General features: G+C 61.3%; 16 protein-coding genes. 11 read left to right on the top strand and 5 right to left on the bottom strand.

Features of this window, described 5'->3' with window-relative positions; genetic code table 11:
• The first annotated feature begins 253 nt into the window (after window positions 1-253).
• Window positions 254-841 (top strand): hypothetical protein, encoded by a 588-nt coding sequence (locus tag KB449_RS06310; RefSeq protein WP_282907565.1) that lies wholly within the window; start codon window positions 254-256, stop codon window positions 839-841.
• A 49-nt stretch (window positions 842-890) separates the two neighbouring features.
• Here the strand turns inward: KB449_RS06310 and KB449_RS06315 are convergent, their stop codons facing one another.
• Window positions 891-2,240: a sensor histidine kinase gene (locus tag KB449_RS06315; protein WP_282907566.1), complete on the bottom strand. Its 1,350-nt coding sequence runs from the start codon at window positions 2,238-2,240 to the stop codon at window positions 891-893.
• Between the two features lie 148 nt (window positions 2,241-2,388).
• On the opposite strand from KB449_RS06315, the gene KB449_RS06320 reads away from it, so the two are divergent.
• Complete coding sequence (locus tag KB449_RS06320; protein WP_282907567.1) at window positions 2,389-3,735, top strand: DRTGG domain-containing protein; 1,347 nt, start codon at window positions 2,389-2,391, stop codon at window positions 3,733-3,735.
• Here the strand turns inward: KB449_RS06320 and KB449_RS06325 are convergent.
• The 3 genes from KB449_RS06325 to KB449_RS06335 form a co-directional block, all read right to left on the bottom strand.
• Complete coding sequence (locus KB449_RS06325) at window positions 3,707-4,021, bottom strand: YtpI family protein (protein ID WP_282907568.1); 315 nt, start codon at window positions 4,019-4,021, stop codon at window positions 3,707-3,709. The genes KB449_RS06320 and KB449_RS06325 overlap by 29 nt on opposite strands.
• 76 nt (window positions 4,022-4,097) lie before the next feature.
• Complete coding sequence (locus KB449_RS06330; protein ID WP_282907569.1) at window positions 4,098-4,598, bottom strand: sporulation membrane protein YtrI; 501 nt, start codon at window positions 4,596-4,598, stop codon at window positions 4,098-4,100.
• 5 nt (window positions 4,599-4,603) lie between these two features.
• Window positions 4,604-4,930 (bottom strand): YtrH family sporulation protein, encoded by a 327-nt coding sequence (locus KB449_RS06335; RefSeq protein WP_090109936.1) that lies wholly within the window; start codon window positions 4,928-4,930, stop codon window positions 4,604-4,606.
• 100 nt (window positions 4,931-5,030) lie between these two features.
• Between KB449_RS06335 and KB449_RS06340 the strand changes: the two genes are divergently transcribed.
• The 9 genes from KB449_RS06340 to KB449_RS06380 all read left to right on the top strand — a co-directional run bounded on the left by KB449_RS06340 (window position 5,031) and on the right by KB449_RS06380 (window position 17,356).
• Entirely contained in the window at window positions 5,031-8,840 is a 3,810-nt protein-coding gene (locus KB449_RS06340; RefSeq protein ID WP_282907570.1) for a DNA polymerase III subunit alpha, read from the top strand.
• Between the two features lie 791 nt (window positions 8,841-9,631).
• Window positions 9,632-9,820, top strand: coding sequence for a glutamate decarboxylase (locus KB449_RS06345; protein WP_282907571.1), 189 nt, complete (start codon window positions 9,632-9,634; stop codon window positions 9,818-9,820).
• Between the two features lie 172 nt (window positions 9,821-9,992).
• Window positions 9,993-10,880, top strand: a complete 888-nt coding sequence (gene accD / locus KB449_RS06350; RefSeq protein ID WP_282907572.1) for an acetyl-CoA carboxylase, carboxyltransferase subunit beta — start codon at window positions 9,993-9,995, stop codon at window positions 10,878-10,880.
• Window positions 10,870-11,835, top strand: coding sequence for an acetyl-CoA carboxylase carboxyltransferase subunit alpha (locus KB449_RS06355; protein ID WP_282907573.1), 966 nt, complete (start codon window positions 10,870-10,872; stop codon window positions 11,833-11,835). Before accD ends, KB449_RS06355 begins: the two co-directional genes overlap by 11 nt.
• Window positions 11,836-11,994: 159 nt before the next feature.
• Window positions 11,995-13,749 carry a pyruvate kinase gene (pyk, locus tag KB449_RS06360; RefSeq protein WP_282907574.1) on the top strand — a complete coding sequence of 585 codons (1,755 nt, stop codon included), beginning with the start codon at window positions 11,995-11,997 and terminating at the stop codon, window positions 13,747-13,749.
• 87 nt (window positions 13,750-13,836) lie between these two features.
• A complete protein-coding gene (locus tag KB449_RS06365) occupies window positions 13,837-14,301 on the top strand; it encodes an acyl-CoA thioesterase (protein WP_282907575.1) in 465 nt (154 codons plus the stop codon).
• 164 nt (window positions 14,302-14,465) lie between these two features.
• Window positions 14,466-14,873 carry an FxsA family protein gene (locus KB449_RS06370; RefSeq protein WP_282907576.1) on the top strand — a complete coding sequence of 136 codons (408 nt, stop codon included), beginning with the start codon at window positions 14,466-14,468 and terminating at the stop codon, window positions 14,871-14,873.
• A 113-nt stretch (window positions 14,874-14,986) separates the two neighbouring features.
• Complete coding sequence (gene ppk1, locus KB449_RS06375; protein WP_282907577.1) at window positions 14,987-17,113, top strand: polyphosphate kinase 1; 2,127 nt, start codon at window positions 14,987-14,989, stop codon at window positions 17,111-17,113.
• Between the two features lie 81 nt (window positions 17,114-17,194).
• Window positions 17,195-17,356, top strand: a complete 162-nt coding sequence (locus KB449_RS06380; RefSeq protein ID WP_090109908.1) for a mechanosensitive ion channel protein MscL — start codon at window positions 17,195-17,197, stop codon at window positions 17,354-17,356.
• A 76-nt stretch (window positions 17,357-17,432) separates the two neighbouring features.
• On the opposite strand, the gene KB449_RS06385 is transcribed toward KB449_RS06380, so the two are convergent.
• A complete protein-coding gene (locus KB449_RS06385) occupies window positions 17,433-18,968 on the bottom strand; it encodes a Ppx/GppA phosphatase family protein (protein WP_282907578.1) in 1,536 nt (511 codons plus the stop codon).
• Window positions 18,969-19,098 lie beyond the last annotated feature (130 nt).

A 19,098-nucleotide genomic window follows, 5' to 3' on the forward strand; every position in this document is an offset into this window, starting at 1 on the left:
GAGGCCGTCACGACAATGGCTCGTCCGGCTGCGGCGAGTTCCGCTAGGAGGCTCTGTCCGGAGCCTCTTTTTGCTGATAATGGGACCTGTTCGATCAGGAGCCTCCGCCCGGCGCTTCTCGGCCTCTGTCGCACGCCCTTGCCAGCTCGCAGGCGCATGACTAACTTATTTAATGGAAGGAATCGGGCGATCGGCGTCGAAAGAGGGGAATAGTACGCTTTTGCAGCGTAAAATGTCGAGGGGGTTGTCGAAAATGAGCCGGGAGCGTTTTTCCGCGAATCCCCGTTTGCTGCTGGCGCTGCTGCGCAATCCGTCGGCCGCGCTCGCGCTGCGCGGCGCCGAGGATTTGCCGCTCGGCTTGATCGGAGCTGCGGTGTCCGTCGCCGGATTTTATGTTTGGGTGCTGGCGGTTCAAAACCGGATCGAGCATGCGATGTCGTTTTTTTCGGTCCTCTTCGTGAGCCGGCTCTTCAGCTCGGGGCTGGCGTTCAAGCTGCTGCTGCTTGGCCTGCTGTCTTTATTGGCCGTAACGGCATCTCTATCCGCAGTGGGGAACCGACTCGGCCGCCGCAAGCGCTCCTGGATCGAGATCGTCACGTATCAAGGAAGCTCGCAGCTGATGTTCGGGGCGGGCTACATCGTCTCCGCGCTGGCAGCGTTTCTGTCGGTCAAGCTGTCGTTGGCGCTGACGGGCGGCCTGCTGCTGCTCAGCCTGCTCACCTTGGTCATCCATGCATTGGAGCTGCACGAGGTGGACCGCAAGGACAACTTCGCCGCGGTGCTCATGTCCGTCGCCAGCTATGTCGTTCTGTTTTCCATATGCTGGCTGCTGCTTTTCTAATGCGGTATAAGCCGGATATACGCGATCGCAAATGGCAAGCCGGAGCCGCTCAGGATAGCTGGGCGGCTTTTTGCGGCAGCCGGACCTGGAATACGGTGCCCCGCTTCTCGTCCGAATGGACCGTCAGCGTGCCGGCGTAGTGAGCGACACGCTCCCGCACGATCGGCAGTCCGAGCCCCCGATTGCTCCCCGGTTTGGTCGAAAATCCCGGCTCGAACAGCCGCGCGCGCGCCGCTTCGCTGATCGGCGGGCCAGGATTGGACACGGTCAACTCGAGATAACCGTCATACAGTCGGAAGCCCGCTCGTACGCGGCGCTCGCTTGGCGGCATTTTCACAACCTCGTCAAAGGCATTGTCAATCAGATTGCCGGCGATCTTCACGATGTCGATGACCTTGACCGGGGATTGCGGGTTCCACCGACCGGCGAATTCGCTGGAAAAGTCAATCCCGAGGCCTAGCGCGACGGCTGTCTTCGCTTGGAGCAGCGCGGCGACGGCGGGGATATCGTGATGAACGATGTCGCCGACCTCATGCGTCTCTTTCACGATATCCGACATGAAGGCTTTCAGCTCTTGGATCTTGCCGAGCTTCAGCATCGTATGCATGACCTGGATGTGGTTGAGAAAGTCGTGGCGCTGCCCCCTGATGGAGGTGAACATGCCGCTGATCTGTTCGATATAGTGCTCTTGCGTGGACAGCACGGTATCCTTCTGCGTGCGGTCGATCAGACGAACGACATAGAAGATGGTCGGCAAGGTCAGCAGCACGGTCGCGTAAAACAGGCAATCGAAAACGGCGTAATGCGCGTTTGCGCCCGGCGCGACGCGGAACAGAAGCGCGGTTGTGCCGGCGAGAAGCTGGAGCAGCAGACAGACGAGCACGCGGACCAGCCCGTTGCGGCGAATGTAGCCGCCTGCCGCGCGCAGACCGGCGTACCAGCGGACGGCCAGCGGTCCGACGGCCGCCGCGATCGTCCATTGGACGAACAGCGCCGGATACAAGCAAACGATGAACTCCAGGAAGTTTTCCTTTGCCGAGAAGCCTTCCGTATTCCCGTAAATCACGCCTTGGAGGTAGAGCACGGTCAAATCGCTCAGGGCGCTGATGACATAGGAGAGCAGAACAATCATCAGCTTTTTTTTGGCGCCGATATTTCTGAACAGAACGAAGAGCAGCAGGGTCGTAGCGGCTATGGAATTCAACATGTGGACGGGCATCGTCAGGACGGGGAATAAAAGATCCGTATAGATCGATTGAAGTGCCGCGAGCGCGAAGATGCGCCGCCAGCGGCCTGCAGGCCGCAGTCCAAGCACCGCAAAGGAGAGCCACAGAAGCGTGAACGATTGCGGAATGGAGATGAGCAGGTCTTGCCGGGCAAACGATGCCAGATCTTGCATGATGACGTTCTCCTTTTAAGCGCGGCTCGACTAGGCTGCATTCTCTATGCTACATTGAGGGCGAGGGCAGTGTATGTTTATACTTTAAATCGTTTTGCCGATTTTGCCCACTGCGTTCGATACGAATCGATAAAGAGAGGCGTCGAAAATGGCGGGCAACGACAATGCCGGAGAAGAATTAACCAAGCACGAGCAGCTGCTCGAATACATAAGAGACCTGCCGATCGGCACGCGCATTTCCGTGCGGCAGATGGCAAAGGACAGGGAAGTATCGGAGGGAACGGCCTACCGGGCGCTCAAGGAAGCGGGACTGGCGGGGTACGTCAGCACGAAAGAGAGGATCGGGACGGTCCGCGTGGGCCGGAAGCGGCGCAGCCATCCCGAGCAGCTGACGTTCGCCGAGGTGCTGGAGATCGTGCAGGGCAGTCTGCTCGGCGGCGGCGAGGGTCTCGACAAGACGCTGCACAAGCTGGTCATCGGCGCGATGGAACTGGACGAAATGACGGGCTATATCGACGCGGGGAGCCTGCTTATCGTCGGCAATCGCGAAGGCGCTCACCGCATCGCGCTGGCGCATGGGGCCGGCGTACTCGTCACGGGGGGCTTCGGGACGAGCGAAGACGTGAAGGAGCTGGCGGACGACCGCCAGCTCCCGATTTTGACCTGCAAGCACGATACATTTACTGTCGCGTCGATGATCAACCGGGCGATGTACGACCGGCTCATCAAGCGCAAGATCATGATGATCGCGGATCTGGTCGAGCCGACGGCCAAGGTCGGCTCCATCAAGCAATCCGCGACGGTGGCGGACTTCCTCAAGACGAGCGCGGAGACGGGGTACTCGCGCTTCCCGGTCGTCGACGAGTGGAACCGCGTCGTCGGCATGGTGACGTCCAAGGACGTCGTCGGCCGGCCCCCGGATCAATCGGTGGACAAGCTCATGACGCGCAGGCCGATGACGGTCACAATGAACACGCCGATCGCGTCGGCGGCACACCGGATGGTGTCCGAGGGCATCGAGCTGCTGCCCGTCGTCGACCGCCAGCGCAAGCTTGCGGGCGCGGTCAGCCGGGCCGAGCTGCTGCGGGCGATGCAGTTCGCTAACCGTCCCGAGCAGCTTGGCGAGACGTTCGACGCGCTCGTGTGGGCGGGCTTCGCCGAGGTGCGCGACACCGAAGGCCGCCAGTCGTTCACGGGCCTCGTGACGCCCCAGATGTCGGGGGCGCTCGGCACGCTGTCCGAGGGCGTGCTGACCATGCTCATGCAGCAAGCCGTCGCCAGGATGGCGGCGGAGCTCGGCCGGCATGAGCATATCGTCGAGAATATGACGGTGTATTATCTGAGGACGATCCCGATCGACGCGCAGCTCTTGATCCGGCCGCATCTCATCGAGGCGAGCCGGCGCCATCTTAAGCTGGAGGTCACCGCGTCGCTCGCCGACGGGGAGGTCATGGCCAAGGCGATGATCACTGCGCAGACGATCGACGCTTCGTGAAGAAGGCGTGATTGCGCATGCCGGCGAACAGGTTAAAGATGCCGAGCACGAGGAAGGCGGAACCGACGATAACGCGGAGCGTCGAGCCGCTGTAAATGAACATCTGCAGCAGCGCCAGCGCGATCAGCATGATGCCGAGGCAGATGTTCATGCGGGCGGTCATCAGACCGCGCTGCGTCGGATCGGCGCTGCGCCGCGACCGGAAGCTGAAGCCGACCGACAAGATCAGCGAGACGAGAATGGCGATGCCGAAGATCCAGGACAGGATCGCTTCAAGATTGGACAAAGGGGGCAGCTCCTTCAAATGGCGAATTGTCCCTCATTGTACCATATTCCCTATTCCGATTGAATGGCGCTTGCGCTCACCTTCTGAGCAGCGGCGCCGCTTCCGCCCATATCGTCAGCCGTCCGTCCGCCGCCAGCGCCGTGCGGATATGCACAGCGTAATCTTTTTTTTCGATATCCGGATATACGGCGCCGTCCAATAGGCTGCGGGCGAGTGCGGCGTCGGAGCCGATATCGTAGATTTTTCTCCCCATGAAGCTCCGCTTCAGGCTCGTCATGAGCCGCTCCTTGAGCGCGCTTTCCGTCACGGCGTCGAGGGGCTCCCGGCCGGGCGCCTCGTTGACGTACAGGACGATGCTCGAGATGATCGTTTCGCCGGCTTCCGGCTTCTCCTTTTGCCGTGCCTGCTGCTCCGCCAGTTCCGCCTGCTCCTTGAGCTCGTAATTGTTCAGGACGATCCTGTTCGTCTGATCGAGCACGATCGCGCTGTAGACCGCCGCGCCCACGATCATGCCGCATAGAAAAAAGGCCGCGGCCTGCATCCCTCGCCCGTATTTCGCAAAAACGGGTACTCTCATACGTCTCACCCCGGATTTCTGCACATCCATTGCACCAGCTCCGTCGCCAGATGGGCGCCCAGGAAAGCGCAGACGATGTAGCCGATCTGCTGAACGGCCGGCGACAAATACCCTTCCATCACATTCGCTTCGATCACGCGGATGGGATCGATCGAGCCCCCTACGGCGACGACGACCGCCCAGATCTTGATCCGGCTCGCGATCTCGAGCACCGTCTCTGCCGGCGGACGCCAGAGGAACAGCGCCGCCATGCCTGCCAGCATCGCTCCGCCGAGCACCACGCCGAAGGCGATACAGAAGTCGAGCACCGCATGCGCGTATACGCGGTTCATGTCCATCCCCTCCTATGCTTATATGTATGGGACGTGCCCGCGCCGATATGATACAATTCGATTAATGGGAACAAAAACGGGAACACGGGGAGGCATGGCGATGTGCGGATTCGTCCATCTTCATAACCATAGCGAATACAGTCTGCTGGACGGGGCTTCGCGCATCAAGGACATGACCGCAAAGGCGGCGCAGCTCGGCATGAAGGCGCTGGCGCTGACCGATCACGGCGTCATGTACGGGGCGATTCCTTTTTACAAGGCTTGCCGGGAACGCGGGATCAAGCCGATTATCGGCATGGAGGCGTACGTCGCCGCCGGATCCCGGCTGGAGAAGGCCTCGCGCCGCGACCAGCCGATCTATCATCTCACGCTGCTCGCCAAAAACGCGGTCGGCTACCGCAATCTGATGAAGCTAAGCTCGATCGGACACCTCGAAGGCTTTCACTACCGCCCTCGCATCGACTTCGAAGCGCTGTCCGGGCATGCCGAGGGGCTCGTCTGCCTGAGCGGCTGCATGAGCAGCGAGCTGTCCCAGCATCTGCTGCAGGGGCGGGACGCCGAGGCGCGGGAGACGGCGCTGCGCTATCGGGAGCTGTTCGGCGAGGACTATTTCCTCGAGATCCAGGACCACGGCCTGACCGATCAGAAGCGGATTACGACAGGCGTGCTGAAGCTGTCCGACGAGCTGGGCATACCGCTCGCAGCGACCAACGACTCGCATTATTTGAACGAAGAGGATCACGTCCTTCAGGACGTGCTCATCTGCATCGGAACCGGCAAGACAGTGGATGACCAGGACCGGTTCCGGATCGGCACGTCGCAGCTGTACATGAAGACCGGCGAGGAGATGTCCGCGCTGTTCCGCCACCGGCCCGAGGCGGTGACCAACACGGCGCTGATCGCGGATCGCTGCGAGCTGGAGATCGATCTTGGCGCGCATATCTTGCCGAAGTTCTCGCCGATACCCGAAGGGATGACGGCGGAGACTTATCTGGCCGAGCTATGCCTGGCAGGTCTGCGGAAACGGTACGGCGAAACGGCGGCATCGGCAGGCGCGGGCGGGGCGTACGTAGGGGCCAACGGCGCTACGGACGACGCGGCTGCGGCGGAGACCGTTGCCTCCGAGGCAGAGGCGCGGCTGCGTTACGAGCTCGACGTCATCGCCAGGATGGGCTTCAGCAATTACTTCCTGATCGTCTGGGACTTCATCCGCTACGCGCGCGAGCAAGGAATCGCCGTCGGGCCGGGGCGGGGCTCGTCGGCGGGCAGCATCGTCGCTTACAGCCTGCGCATCACGGACGTCGATCCGCTCAAGCACAAGCTGCTGTTCGAGCGTTTTCTGAACCCGGAGCGCGTGAGCATGCCCGATATCGACGTCGACTTCAGCGACGAACGGCGGGACGAGGTCATCCGCTATGTCGCGGCCAAGTACGGCAGAGGCCACGTCGCGCAGATCATCACGTTCGGCACGCTCGCCGCGCGCGCCGCGGTGCGCGACGTGGGCCGCGTCCTCAATCTGCCTTACGGGGACGTGGACCGGGCCGCCAAGCTCATTCCCGGCATGCCCGGCATGTCCATCGAGCGGGCAGCGAAGGACAACCCGGACTTTCGAGCTCTGACGGAGAAGGGCGGACCGATCGCGGACCTGATCGCGATGGCGCGGCGCGCGGAGGGCATGCCCCGGCACGCGTCGACGCACGCGGCCGGTGTCGTGATCTCGTCCGAGCCGCTCACGGATTACGTCCCCCTGCAGGAGGGGGCGGAGGGCGTGCCGCTGACGCAATATTCGATGGAGCACCTCGAGGCGGTCGGCTTGCTCAAGATGGATTTTCTCGGCCTGCGCAATTTGTCGATCATCGAACGAGCGATGCAGAGCGTGCTCGAGTCGACGGGCCATGCGCTGCGGTGGGAGGAGATTCCGTACGACGACCCGGCTACGTACGAGCTGCTCGGACGCGGCGACACGACGGGCGTCTTCCAGATGGAGTCCGCCGGGGTGCGGCGGGTGCTGCGCGACATGAAGCCCAAGTCGTTCGAGGACATCGTGTCCGTCGTGGCACTGTATCGGCCGGGACCGATGGACTTCATCCCGCAGTTCATCAAGACGATGCACGGGGAGATCGCAGCCGAATATCCGCATCCGGACCTGGAGCCGATCCTGCGGGATACGCACGGCATCATCGTCTATCAGGAGCAGATCATGCAGATCGCGTCCCGGATGGCAGGGTTCTCGCTGGGCGAGGCGGATCTGCTGCGGAGGGCGGTCGGCAAAAAGAAACGGGAGATTCTCGACGAGCAGCGCGCACACTTTGTGAAGGGCAGCCAGGGGCAGGGGTATACGGACGAAGAAGCGAACCGGGTATACGATATGATCCTGCGCTTCGCGGACTACGGATTTCCGCGGGCGCATGCTGCCGCCTACGGCGTGCTCGCTTTCCAGACAGCGTACCTGAAGGCGCACTATCCGGTTCCGTTCATGGCGTCCATGCTTACTTCGATCATCGGCAACCAGCGCAAAACGGCAGAGTACGTCGACGAATGCCGCCGCATGGGCATTCCCGTGCTGCCGCCGGACGTGAACGAGAGCCGGGTGCTTTTTACGCCCGTTTGCACGGCTGCCGCGTCCGAGCAAGAGGAGACTCGGGGACACGGCGCCGCGTCAGACGATCCTGCTCGCGCGTTTGCAGTGTCCGGCGATCCCGCTCGTACGTTTGCAGTGTCCGGTGATCCCGCTCGCTCCTTCAATGCCATCCGCTTCGGGCTTGCCGCCGTCAAAAACGTCGGCACCCAGGCCATCGAGAGCATCATGAAGGAGCGGACCGACAGGCCGTTCGAGAGCCTGTCCGATCTGTGCAGACGCGTCGATCCGCGCGCTTGCAACAAGCGCGTGCTCGAGTCTCTGCTGCTGTGCGGCGCGCTCGACGCGCTGCCCGGCCACCGGGCGCAGCTGCTCGCCGCGCTCGACGAGTCCGTCGAGGCCGCGGCGATCTGGCGCAAGGAAAAGGAGGAGCTGCAGCTCGAGCTGTTCGACCTCGGCGACGCCCCGAATTGGGAGGTGGACCTGCCGGAGGTCGCTCCTTACACGCAGAGCCAGACGCTGGAGCTCGAGCGCGAGCTCCTCGGATTGTATTTGTCCGGCCATCCGCTGGACGCGTTCGACGGGCTGTGGCAGGAAGCGGGCCTGGACCGGCTCGCCGATCTGGCCGAGGCGGAGGACGGCGCACAGGTCGTCACGGCGGGCATGGTCGTCTCGCTCAAGCCGATCGTGGCCAAGAGCGGCCAGGCAATGGCCTTTCTCGAACTCGAGGATCGGATCATGGGCGCGGAGCTCGTGGTGTTCCCGTCCGTCTGGAAGTCGGCATCGGCCTTCGCGGGAAAAGGCGCGCTCCTGCTCGTACGGGCCAAGCTCCAGCAGGGCGACGAGGACTTCAAGCTGCTGGCGGACGAGATCGTGCCGCTGGCTGCGGATACGCTAAGGCGCGAAGCGGCCCGCATGCGCAGAGGCGGTCCCGGCGGCTATCGCAGCGGCGGGACCCGCCCGGGTGCCGATGCGGGCCGCGGCGCCGACCGGTCCGAAGCCAAGCCGGCTGCAGCGGAGGGCGCGCGCCGGACGACGTCGGTCGTCAAGCCGGCAGCGTCGCCGGACAAGGCCCGGGCAGGCAGCGGCGAAGCGGGAGCGAGCGCCCAGCGCTTCTACGTCCGGATCGACGCCGGTCACGAGGCGCCGTCCGTGCTCAAGGATCTGCAGGCGCTGCTTGCCAGGCACAAAGGGCCGCTGCAGACTGTATTGTTCTACGAGCGCGAGCGCAAATCGCTGGCGTTGAACGATTCTTACCGCGTCCTGCCCTCGGCTGCGCTTACGGCCTCCGTCGAGCGCCTGCTCGGCGAGGGTACAGCGAAGGTTAAATAGATGGCGACTTTTCGCGGCATTGTTGCGCAACTCCGCCGAAACCGCCATCAAGTAGCTGAGTAACACGGAAAAACCGCGCAATTCCGCCGAAACCGCTACCCGGTAGCTGAGTAACACGGAAAAACCGCGCAACTCCGCCGAAACCGCTACCCGGTAGCTGAGTAACACGGAAAAACCGTGCAATTCCGCCGAATCCGCCATCAAGTAGCTGAGTAACACGGAAACCGCGCAACTGTGTGCCGATAAGCGCCCAAAGACACTAACGCCACCTCCGCTACACGCGGGACTGTGCCGATAAGCGCCAAAAGACACTAACACCACCTCCGCTCCACGCGGGACTGTGCGGATAAGCGCCCAAAGACACTAACGCCACCTCCGCTACACGCAGGACTGTGCCGATAAGCGCCAAAAGACACTAACACCACCTCCGCTACAGGGAGTGATTTTCTGCGCTAATGATCGTGGAGCGGGCAGCTTCCCTTCAATGTACAGCGCGTTGGCATGATGACATAACGTCCAATCGGTTTACCAAGACGTCTCCAGCAGCCTGCAGCGTCCGAACAAAATAAATTCGGCGCCGCGAACGCGGGTTTTTGCGGCGGTTCGCATACGCGCCAAAGCCGCGCCGCAAGCGGACATCGCCGCCGTTTTCGTCCGCCGGCCCGCAGCGCTTTGGGCGGCGCCGCCGCCCGCCGGCCCAGTCGCCATGGCGGCTCACGGTTGCTAGTCCCGATCTTTGTATGCTATCATTTCCTTATTGTAGAATCGATCACCTTTGGAGGTACCGCGTCATGTGGACGGTCATTTATATCGCGCCGACCGCCAAGATTGCGGAGCGGATTCAGAGTCGTCTGGAGGGCGAGGGCTTTCTCGTCCGGGTCCGGTCGATCAACCTGGTCAAGCCGCAGTACGAGATATTGGTGCCTTCCGGTGAAGTGCAAGAAGTTCAAGAAGTGCTCGGCAGTATATTGCATATGTGACTCATGCGGCAGATTGCCGTCCTTCGCGGGTCGGATCGTCCTATGCATGTCGCGCCTGATAGCTGCGGATTTCGTCCGCGCGGGCCGCGTTTTCTCCGTACGGGACACGCCCGTGCGGAGCACCGCCCGCCGCCGGCGGGACCGCCATTTTTGCGCCTTGTGAGGTGTCGCTGTGTTTAAGGATTTATTCCAGAAGAAGAAATATGCTACCGTACCTTCCGTCTCCCAGGCCCCGGCGGCCAGCGAGCGGCCCAAGCGCGAGATTCCCGAAGGATTGATGAATCGCTGCCCGAAGTGCGGGAACATTCAGTTCAGCAAGGAATGGGAGAAGAACCTCAAGGTGTGCTCCACCTGCGGTCATCATTCGCGGCTCAACGCCCTGGAGCGCATTGCGATGACGCTCGACGACGGGCGTTTTTTTGAGACCGATGCGGACCTGACCTCGGAGGATCCGCTAGAATTTCCTGGCTACAAGGCCAAGCTGGAGCAGCAGAAGGCGAGCTCCGGACTCAAGGACGCGGTCGTTACGGGCGAAGGTGAGCTCGGGGGCATCAAGGTCGTCGTCGGCGTCATGAGCTTCGACTTTTTCAGCGGCAGCATGGGGTCCGTCGTCGGTGAAAAAGTGACGCGCGCCATCGAGCTTGCGGCCGCCAAGAAGCTTCCGCTGCTGCTCTTCTCGACTTCCGGCGGCGCCCGGATGCAAGAGAGCATCCTGAGCCTGATGCAGATGGCGAAGACAAGCGCGGCGCTCGCGAAGTTTCAGGAAGAAGGCGGACTGTTCATCTCCGTGTTCACCGATCCGACGCTAGGCGGCGTATCCGCCAGTTTCGCGAGCCTCGGCGATTATATTTTGGCCGAACCTGGCGCGATCGTCGGTTTTGCCGGACGCATCGTCATCGAGCAGACGATCCGGCAGAAGCTGCCCGACAACTTCCAGACGGCCGAGTTCAATCTCAAGCACGGCCAGCTGGACAAGGTCGTGCATCGCAAGGACATGAAGGCTTTCTTGATCAATCTGCTGGAGATGCATGTCGCGGGAGGTGCTTCAGATGGACAATAAGCTCCCCTTCGAAGGCCCGTTGTCCGAGCAGCGCCGCAAGATCGACCATCTCAAAAAAGTCGGCGTCGAGCAGAACATCGACTTCAGCGAGGAGATCGCCCGGCTCGAAGAAGCGTACAAGAAGCTTGAAGACGAGATATACAGCAACCTGTCCGGCGCTCAGATCATGCACCTGGCCCGCGTTCATTCCAGACCGACTACGCTCGATTATATCAACGAGATTTTCGACGATTTCATCGAGCTGCACGGCGATCGGCTATACGGAGACGATCTGGCGATCGTTGGCGGCATTGCCAGGCTTAACGGCGTGCCGGTGACGGTAGTCGGCCACCAGCGGGGCAAAGACACGAAGGACAACATCCAGCGGTTTTTCGGCAGTCCGCATCCCGAAGGCTTCCGCAAGGCGCTTCGCTTCATGCAGCAGGCGAACAAGTTCGGCCGGCCTATCATTACCTTTATTGATACGAAGGGCGCTTACCCCGGCGATTCCGCCGAGGCGAGAGGGCAATCCGAAGCGATCGCCCGCAACCTTAAGGAAATGGCGCTGCTGCGCGTCCCCGTCATCTGCGTCGTGATCGGCGAAGGCGGGAGCGGCGGCGCGCTGGCGCTCGGCGTAGGCAATCGCGTGCTGATGCTGGAGAATTCCATTTACTCCGTTATCTCGCCGAACGGTGCGGCTTCGATCCTCTGGAAGGACGCCTCCAAAGCCGACCAGGCGGCGGAAGCGATGAAGATTACGGCCAAGGATCTGCTCGAATTCGGCATCATCGAGGAGATCGTGCCCGAGCCCAAGGGCGGCGCGCATCTGGATCCCGCCCGGACGGCCGAGGCCGTCAAGGCCGCGGTGTGGCGCCATCTCGAGGAGCTGTCCGGCATGTCGCCGGAGGCGCTCGTGGAAGACCGATACCGCAAGTTCCGCAGCGTGGGCAAGTTCGCCGCGCCAGAGCTCGTATGAGTATGACCGTGCGCCCTTCCGATCCCCGGACGGGCGTTCGGCATGAGTTTTAACATCCGCATTACCGTTCCGGCGTCTGAATCGGCGTCCGGGCGGGTACAATCGGTGGTATACGGTATAATTCCGTCCGCTTGACATCCAATGGAGGTAATCTTAATCATGCGCAAAACGAAAATCGTCTGTACGATCGGCCCATCCAGCGAATCGCTCGAAAACACGAAAAAACTGATCAACGCAGGCATGAACGTGGCACGCTTAAACTTTTCCCACGGCGACTACGAGGAGCATGGCAACCGGATTAAAAATATCCGTCAGGCGTGCGAGGAGCTCGGCAAGACCGTCGCCATCCTGCTCGACACCAAGGGACCCGAGATTCGCCTCGGCAAGCTGAAGGAAGAGCCGATCGAGCTGGTGGCCGGCGATCACATCACGCTGACGACCGAAGAGATTCTCGGCGACCGCGACCGCATCCCGGTTACCTACAAGGAGCTGCCGGGCGACGTGCACGTCGGCTCGACGATCCTCATCGACGACGGCCTGATCGGCCTGACGGTCACCAAGATCGAAGGCACCGAGATCGAATGCCAGATCGTCAACAGCGGCCCCATCAAGAGCAAGAAGGGCGTCAACGTGCCGGGCGTCGCGATCTCCATGCCGGGCATTACCGAGAAGGACGCCAACGACATCCGCTTCGGCATCGAGCAGGGCGTCGACTTCATCGCCGCTTCGTTCGTCCGCCGCGCGAGCGACGTGCTCGAGATCCGCGAGCTGCTCGAGAAGCACGACGCGCGTTACATCCAGATCATCTCCAAGATCGAGAACCAGCAGGGCGTGGACAACCTCGACGAGATCCTCGAAGTTTCCGACGGGCTGATGGTCGCGCGCGGCGACCTCGGCGTCGAGATTCCGGCCGAAGAAGTGCCGCTCGTACAAAAGCAGATGATCGAGAAGTGCAACCGCGTCGGCAAGCCGGTCATCACGGCGACCCAGATGCTCGACTCGATGCAGCGCAACCCGCGTCCGACGCGCGCCGAAGCGTCCGACGTCGCCAACGCCATCTTCGACGGCACCGACGCCATCATGCTCTCCGGAGAGACGGCCGCGGGCAAGTATCCGGTCGAATCGGTTCAGACGATGTCCCGCATCGCCGAGCGCGCGGAGTCCGCGCTTCGCTATCGCGAGATCTTCACGAAGCAGGCCGAAGCCCAGCAGACGACCGTCACCGAAGCGATCAGCCAAGCGGTCGCCAACTCGTCGCTCGACCTGAACGCCAAGGCGATCGTCACGTCCACGGAGAGCGGCTATACGGCACGGATGGTATCCAAGTACCGTCCGAAGTCCCCGATCATCGCGGTAACGCCGGTCGAGCAGGTTCGCCGCCGTCTGCAGCTCGTCTGGGGCGTCATCACGGTGGACGGCAAGTCCGCTTCCACGATCGACGAGATGGTTGACATCGCCGTTCAGGGCGCGATCCACTCCGGCATCGTGCGCCTCGGCGACACCGTCATCATCACGGCGGGCGTACCGGTCGGCCGCTCCGGCACGACAAACCTGATCAAGATCCACAACATCGGCGAGCTCATCGCCAAGGGCCAAGGCATCGGGTCGCAGAGCGCGACCGGCCGCGTAGTCGTCGCGACTTCGCCGGACGAAGCCATCAGCAAGATGACCGAGGGCGCGATCCTCGTCACCCCGGCGACGGACAGGGAGTACATGCCTGCGATTCAGCAAGCGGCTGCCGTCATTACCGAGACGGGCGGCATCACGTCGCATACGGCGGTTGTCGGTCTTAACCTCGGCATTCCGGTCATCATCGGCGTCGAGAATGCGACGCAGCTGCTGCACGACGGCATGGAGATCACGTTGTACGCGGAGCACGGCGTCATCTATACCGGACAAGCCAAGGTACTGTAATACGACGATAACGACTAACGGGACGACAGACGGAGCAAGCTCCGCTTGCGTCCCGTTTCTTTTGAGCGAACGAGGGAGGATTAAGCAATGGCAAGCGCATGGCTTCTGCACCCGCTTCGAGTGAGGTACCAGGAATGCGACCAGATGGGCGTCGTCTATCACGCGAATTACGTGAACTGGTTCGAGATCGGGCGAACCGAATGGGTGAGGCGGATCGGCTGCGATTACCGGGAGATCGAGACGAAGGGACTGCTGCTGCCGCTCGTCAAGCTCGACGTCAACTTCGCGCAGCCTGCCCGTTACGACGACTGGGTCACGGTGTGCACACGGGTCGCGGACAAGACGGCGTTGCGGATCGAGTTCGAATCGCGGATCATGAAGGGCGACCTGACGGCGAGCGTAGGACGCGTGTCCAAGGACGACCCGGCGGGAGAACTTCTCGTGTCGGGCGTCACGAAACACGTCTGGGTGAATAACGAATGGAAGCCGGTCCGGCTCGACCGGGAAGCGCCGGAGGTTTGGACTGCGTTCAAAGCATTAGCGGAAGCGTAACGGGCGGTTTTAGACGCATATCCCCGATGATTGCCATTCGCCGCCATACGAATAGACGTGCCAGAGACCCTTTTAACGACATCCTCTTCGTTCTGGAAAGCAGCTTCTGCTGCAACGCCGTTTCGCACGCGCCGTATAAGAGAAGACGGAAAGGGGAGTTTGCCATGATAAAACGCTTGATGTGGATCGTCATTGTCGCCGTCCTGCTCGAGGCATGCGGTATTTATATGATGCAGCGATGGATCGGCGGTTGGCCAACCTTCCTGCTGCTCCTTACCGGCGCAGTCGCAGGTGCGCTGCTGATGCAATCCGAGGGACGTAAAGTGTGGGGCGAGGCGCGCCTCCAGCTTTCTTCCGGCCAAATGCCTGGACATGCGATTCTCGACGGCATCTGCGTGCTTGCAGGCGGGCTGCTTTTGATCGTGCCGGGATTTCTGTCCGACCTCGTCGGGCTCGCCATGCTGCTTCCGTGGACGCGCTCGTTATTCAGGATGGGGCTGTACGGCTGGCTCGCAGGCAAAGTACAGTCGGGCGCGTTTCGGATCTCAGGCGGCGGGTTTCGCAGATTCTGACGAAAAGGATCATAACCGCTCGATTTTACATTCCCTTCACGTTCGTTTGACGCTGCGATAACATCCCACTAACATAATGGTCATAAGACTGTAGCTTCAATTATTGCAGCGCAATGGTTCGAATTGAAAAGGGGAGAGCGACAAGCATGCACGGATCCCAGAAATACATTAACCGTGATCTTAGCTGGACTGAATTCAACCGGCGCGTTCTTGAAGAAGCCGAGGACCCGGGCACGCCGCTGCTCGAGAGATTTCAATTTCTCTCGATCGTGGCGAGCAATCTGGACGAATTTATGAGCGTGCGCGTAGCCGGACTGCGCGAGCAGCTTAAGGCCGGCTTCAACAAGCCGGACTTTACCGGATATACCCAGGGCGGCTTGCTCAAGCGGCTGTCCAAGCGGGTCGCGCGCATGGTGAGACTCCAGTACAAAACGTACCGAGAGCTGCTGCGCCTGCTTTCCAAGGAAAATATTGCGCTGGCTTCCTGGGAAGATCTGAACGAGGAGCAGCAAGAGGCGATGACGGTCTATTTTCAGGAGATCGTCTTCCCGGTTTTGACGCCGATGGCGGTCGACACGAGCCGCCCGTTTCCGTTGCTTCACAACAAGGAGCTGTATCTGGCGGTCGTGCTGAGACCTGAGGATATGGTGGGCGCGGACCAGGAAAACGGGATTTATTTCGCCATCGTGCAAGTGCCGTCCATTCTTACGAGAACGGTGGAGGTCGCCAAGCGCAAAGGAAGCCGCAAAAACGCGTATTTGCTCCTGGAGGAGCTGATCCGGGTACAGATCGGACAGCTGTTCAGCGGTTACGTGACCGAGTCCGTGCACGCATTTCGCGTAACGCGCAATGCCGACCTGGCGCTTAACGAGGAAGGCGCGGAGGATCTTATCAAGGAAATGGAAAAGGAGCTGCGCCGCAGGCGAAGAGGCTTCCCGGTAAGGCTCGAGATCGAGAAGGGAATGTCGATTCAGGCCAGGGAGCTGCTCATGGAGGAGCTCGAGGTCGGCGAGGAGGATATCTTCGAGATCGACGGACCGCTCGACCTGACGTTCCTCTCGAAGTTTACGGGCTCGCTACCAAATATGGAGCATTTGCGATACCCGCCGATCGAGCCCGTCTACCCGGCTGCCTTCGACGTAGCGGACGATATTCTCTCCGTGCTGCGCGAGCGCGGGGATGCGCTCGTCTATCATCCTTACGAATCGTTCGAAGTCGTCAACGACTTTATCAGCGAGGCGGCGGAAGATCCCGACGTGCTCGCGATCAAGATGACGCTTTATCGGGTCAGCGTCAATTCGGTGCTCGTCCAGGCGCTTGCGAGGGCCGCAGAATCGGGCAAACAGGTGACGGTTGTCGTCGAGATTAAAGCACGGTTCGACGAAGCCCGCAACATTGCATGGGCCAAGCAGTTAGAACGCGCGGGCTGCCACGTCGTCTACGGCCTGGTCGGTCTGAAAACGCATGCCAAGATCACGCTAGTCGTGCGTCGGGAAGCCGGATCGCTGCGCCGGTACGTGCATGTAGGGACGGGCAACTACAATGAAAATACGGCCAAACTTTACACGGATGCCGGACTGTTCACCACTAACCCGTGGATCGGCGCGGACGCGTCGGCGCTTTTCAACGAGATGACTGGCTATTCGTCGCCGCACGATTGGCGTGCGTTTGCCGTTGCGCCTGCAGGTCTCCGTCCCCGGCTGTATGAGCTGATCGACCGCGAGATCGAGAGCGCCAAGCAGGGTAAGCCTGCGCGCATCGTCGCGAAAATCAATTCCTTATCCAGCCAGCCTATGGTGGATAAGTTGTACGAAGCGTCGCAAGCGGGCGTCAAGGTAGATCTGATCGTGCGCGGCGTATGCTGTCTGCGTCCCGGCGTGCCGGGCTTAAGCGACAACGTGCGCGTCATCAGCATTGTGGATCGATTTCTCGAGCACTCCCGCATCCTGTACGTGTCCGCTGGCGGCGAGGACGAGGTTTTCATCTCGAGCGCGGACTGGATGAGCCGCAACCTGAGCCGGCGCGTCGAGCTGCTGTGTCCGGTATACGACCGCGGTCTCCGGCTTGCGCTTCGCAATATGCTGGAGCTGAACTTGCAGGATAACGTCAAGGCCAGGGAGCTTATGTCTTCGGGCGGCTACGTTCGCGTCCAGAACGATCAGCCGCCGCTTCGCAGCCAGTTCGCTTCCAGCGATATTCCGCTATGGAAGACGATCGCCGACGCCAAAGATTTCACATGAATAACTAATTCGTCTAATCTGCCATTTACATTCCGGGCATAAGATAAGACTGCGGGATGGAAATGGAGAGGAGGGACGAGGATGATCGAGTTCGATGTCATCGTCGGCGGCGAAGTCAAGGAGACGCTCAGGCCGAACACGTCGAGGCTGAAGGAAGTTTACGACTACATCAACGAACAGATGAAGCTGATGCGCGGCAAGTACGGCTACGAAGTCAGAGTAATGCGCAGAATTTTATATTAAAAAAAAAGGAAGCCCGCAGGCGTCCTTTTTTTTATGAAGAGATATATAGCGATCAATGGAATGATGGCTATACGAACTAGACGAGGCGTAACGAGGGCGTCAGTCCCCAGCATTTTTTGAAATCTTTGCCGAGCGCCTGGACCTCGGTCGTCTCCACGGGAAGCGCATGGCTGGCTGCGGCATCCAGCAGCAGGCGGCCGGCTGCGCCGCTGGTTACGCGAAGCGACGTAATCGCTTGGGATTCGCTGCGGTCCAGCGCCGCGGCGAGCTGCAGCAGCATGCCGAGCTTGGCGCAGAGCTCTTCGTCGCCGGGGCGTACCAACGCCCGATAGGCTGTCAGGCTGCGCCTCAGCGCATTGGCGTTGCGATAGGAGGCGATCGCCGCGACGAGCAGCTTTTCGCGGTGGGACATGCCGTTCCAATGCGCATGCATGAGGATATAGAACGTATGCTGGGCGCAATCGTTGTAATCGAGCACGGCTCCGATCCGGAAGAGCCGGGATGCCGCGCTAAGCAGGCGGCGCCAATCGGCAGGCAGCTCGATGCCCGGCGCAAGCTGGTCGTACAGGGCGAGCGAGAGCCGGTTCACCTGGGCCAAATGGCTCAAGGGCGCGCCGGGGTACAATGCGCACAAATTGCGGATGCTTTCTTCCGCAACGGCGTCCTCGCCGTCCGTCTGCAGCTCCGGCAAGCAGGTATCGTAGAACAAGCCGTCGCGAAGACCCGCGCCGCAGACCACGATTCCCGAAGAGCGGCAGGCGCGGAGCACCGCTTGAAGAATGATAAGTCCGGGCACGATGACGTCCGCGCGATCCTTCGACAAACCCGGGAGCTTCCGGCGCTTTTCCACCGTCAGGGGGGCGAGCAGGTCGATAGACGAAGCCAGCTGCTCCGACGTAATCTCGTACCCGTGCAGGTTGGCGAAGGGATATTCGTCCAGACGCTGGCGCAGCTTGCCGAGCGCGCGAACCGTGCCCCCCAGACCAATGACGGGGAGTCCGGGATGCTGGGAGATCCAGGCCTGCGCGCCGAGCTTGTCCAGAATGTCCGCCTCCATCGCGTCGAGCGTCGACTTAACGACGGGCGCTTCGCCAAGGCTGAATCGGGTAGACGTATTGACGCAGCCGATGGGAAACGAAACCGACGAGACGATCTGGCGGTTGCGAAGAAGCGTGATCTCCGTGCTCCCGCCGCCGATATCGACCACGAAGCCGTCTTCCACGTTCATCGTGCGCAGCATGGCAAGACTGCCGAGCCGGGCTTCCTCCTCGCCGGGCAGCAGCTCGATGACAAGGCCCGTTTCCTCGAAAAGCGCGGACAGCGCCTGGTCCCGGTTCGAAGCCTGGCGCACCGCGGCCGTCGCGACCGTCCGGATGCGTTCGGCGCCGTGAATGCGGCAGATGCGCTTGTAATGGCGCAGCACCTCGCCGAGCTCGGATACGGCTTCGGCAGGCAGCCTGCCGTCGGGCGTCAAGCGCTGGCTCAGCCTGGCCGGCCAGCGGCCTTGGTCGATGACGCGGTACGCGCCTTCTTCCGTCACGCGGTAGACGGACAGACGAACCGTATTGGAGCCGATATCGATCATACCCGTCGTCTGGGCTGTAAATGACATAAAATCCTCCTCCGGCAGCGTTCGCCCTGAAGCGAGCGTCCGCCCTGAACGCTATATCGCTCTATTCTAACATCATGGGCTCGCGCGCAAAAGCACGGAGCCGCCCGGATAGGGCGAAAGGGCATAATTC

Origin of the sequence: Cohnella hashimotonis (assembly GCF_030014955.1) — a bacterium.
Lineage (GTDB): Bacteria > Bacillota > Bacilli > Paenibacillales > Paenibacillaceae > Cohnella > Cohnella hashimotonis.

What these genes read in the sequence shown, in the direction of transcription:
- KB449_RS06330 (WP_282907569.1), bottom strand. Translation starts at nt 4,598, where the DNA reads ATGAGAGTACCCGTTTTTGCGAAATACGGGCGAGGGATGCAGGCCGCG.
- KB449_RS06310 (WP_282907565.1), top strand. Translation starts at nt 254, where the DNA reads ATGAGCCGGGAGCGTTTTTCCGCGAATCCCCGTTTGCTGCTGGCGCTG.
- KB449_RS06320 (WP_282907567.1), top strand. Translation starts at nt 2,389, where the DNA reads ATGGCGGGCAACGACAATGCCGGAGAAGAATTAACCAAGCACGAGCAG.
- KB449_RS06345 (WP_282907571.1), top strand. Translation starts at nt 9,632, where the DNA reads ATGTGGACGGTCATTTATATCGCGCCGACCGCCAAGATTGCGGAGCGG.
- KB449_RS06385 (WP_282907578.1), bottom strand. Translation starts at nt 18,968, where the DNA reads ATGTCATTTACAGCCCAGACGACGGGTATGATCGATATCGGCTCCAAT.
- KB449_RS06340 (WP_282907570.1), top strand. Translation starts at nt 5,031, where the DNA reads ATGTGCGGATTCGTCCATCTTCATAACCATAGCGAATACAGTCTGCTG.
- ppk1 (WP_282907577.1), top strand. Translation starts at nt 14,987, where the DNA reads ATGGTTCGAATTGAAAAGGGGAGAGCGACAAGCATGCACGGATCCCAG.
- KB449_RS06355 (WP_282907573.1), top strand. Translation starts at nt 10,870, where the DNA reads ATGGACAATAAGCTCCCCTTCGAAGGCCCGTTGTCCGAGCAGCGCCGC.
- KB449_RS06380 (WP_090109908.1), top strand. Translation starts at nt 17,195, where the DNA reads ATGATCGAGTTCGATGTCATCGTCGGCGGCGAAGTCAAGGAGACGCTC.
- pyk (WP_282907574.1), top strand. Translation starts at nt 11,995, where the DNA reads ATGCGCAAAACGAAAATCGTCTGTACGATCGGCCCATCCAGCGAATCG.
- KB449_RS06315 (WP_282907566.1), bottom strand. Translation starts at nt 2,240, where the DNA reads ATGCAAGATCTGGCATCGTTTGCCCGGCAAGACCTGCTCATCTCCATT.
- KB449_RS06335 (WP_090109936.1), bottom strand. Translation starts at nt 4,930, where the DNA reads ATGAACCGCGTATACGCGCATGCGGTGCTCGACTTCTGTATCGCCTTC.
- KB449_RS06370 (WP_282907576.1), top strand. Translation starts at nt 14,466, where the DNA reads ATGATAAAACGCTTGATGTGGATCGTCATTGTCGCCGTCCTGCTCGAG.
- KB449_RS06365 (WP_282907575.1), top strand. Translation starts at nt 13,837, where the DNA reads ATGGCAAGCGCATGGCTTCTGCACCCGCTTCGAGTGAGGTACCAGGAA.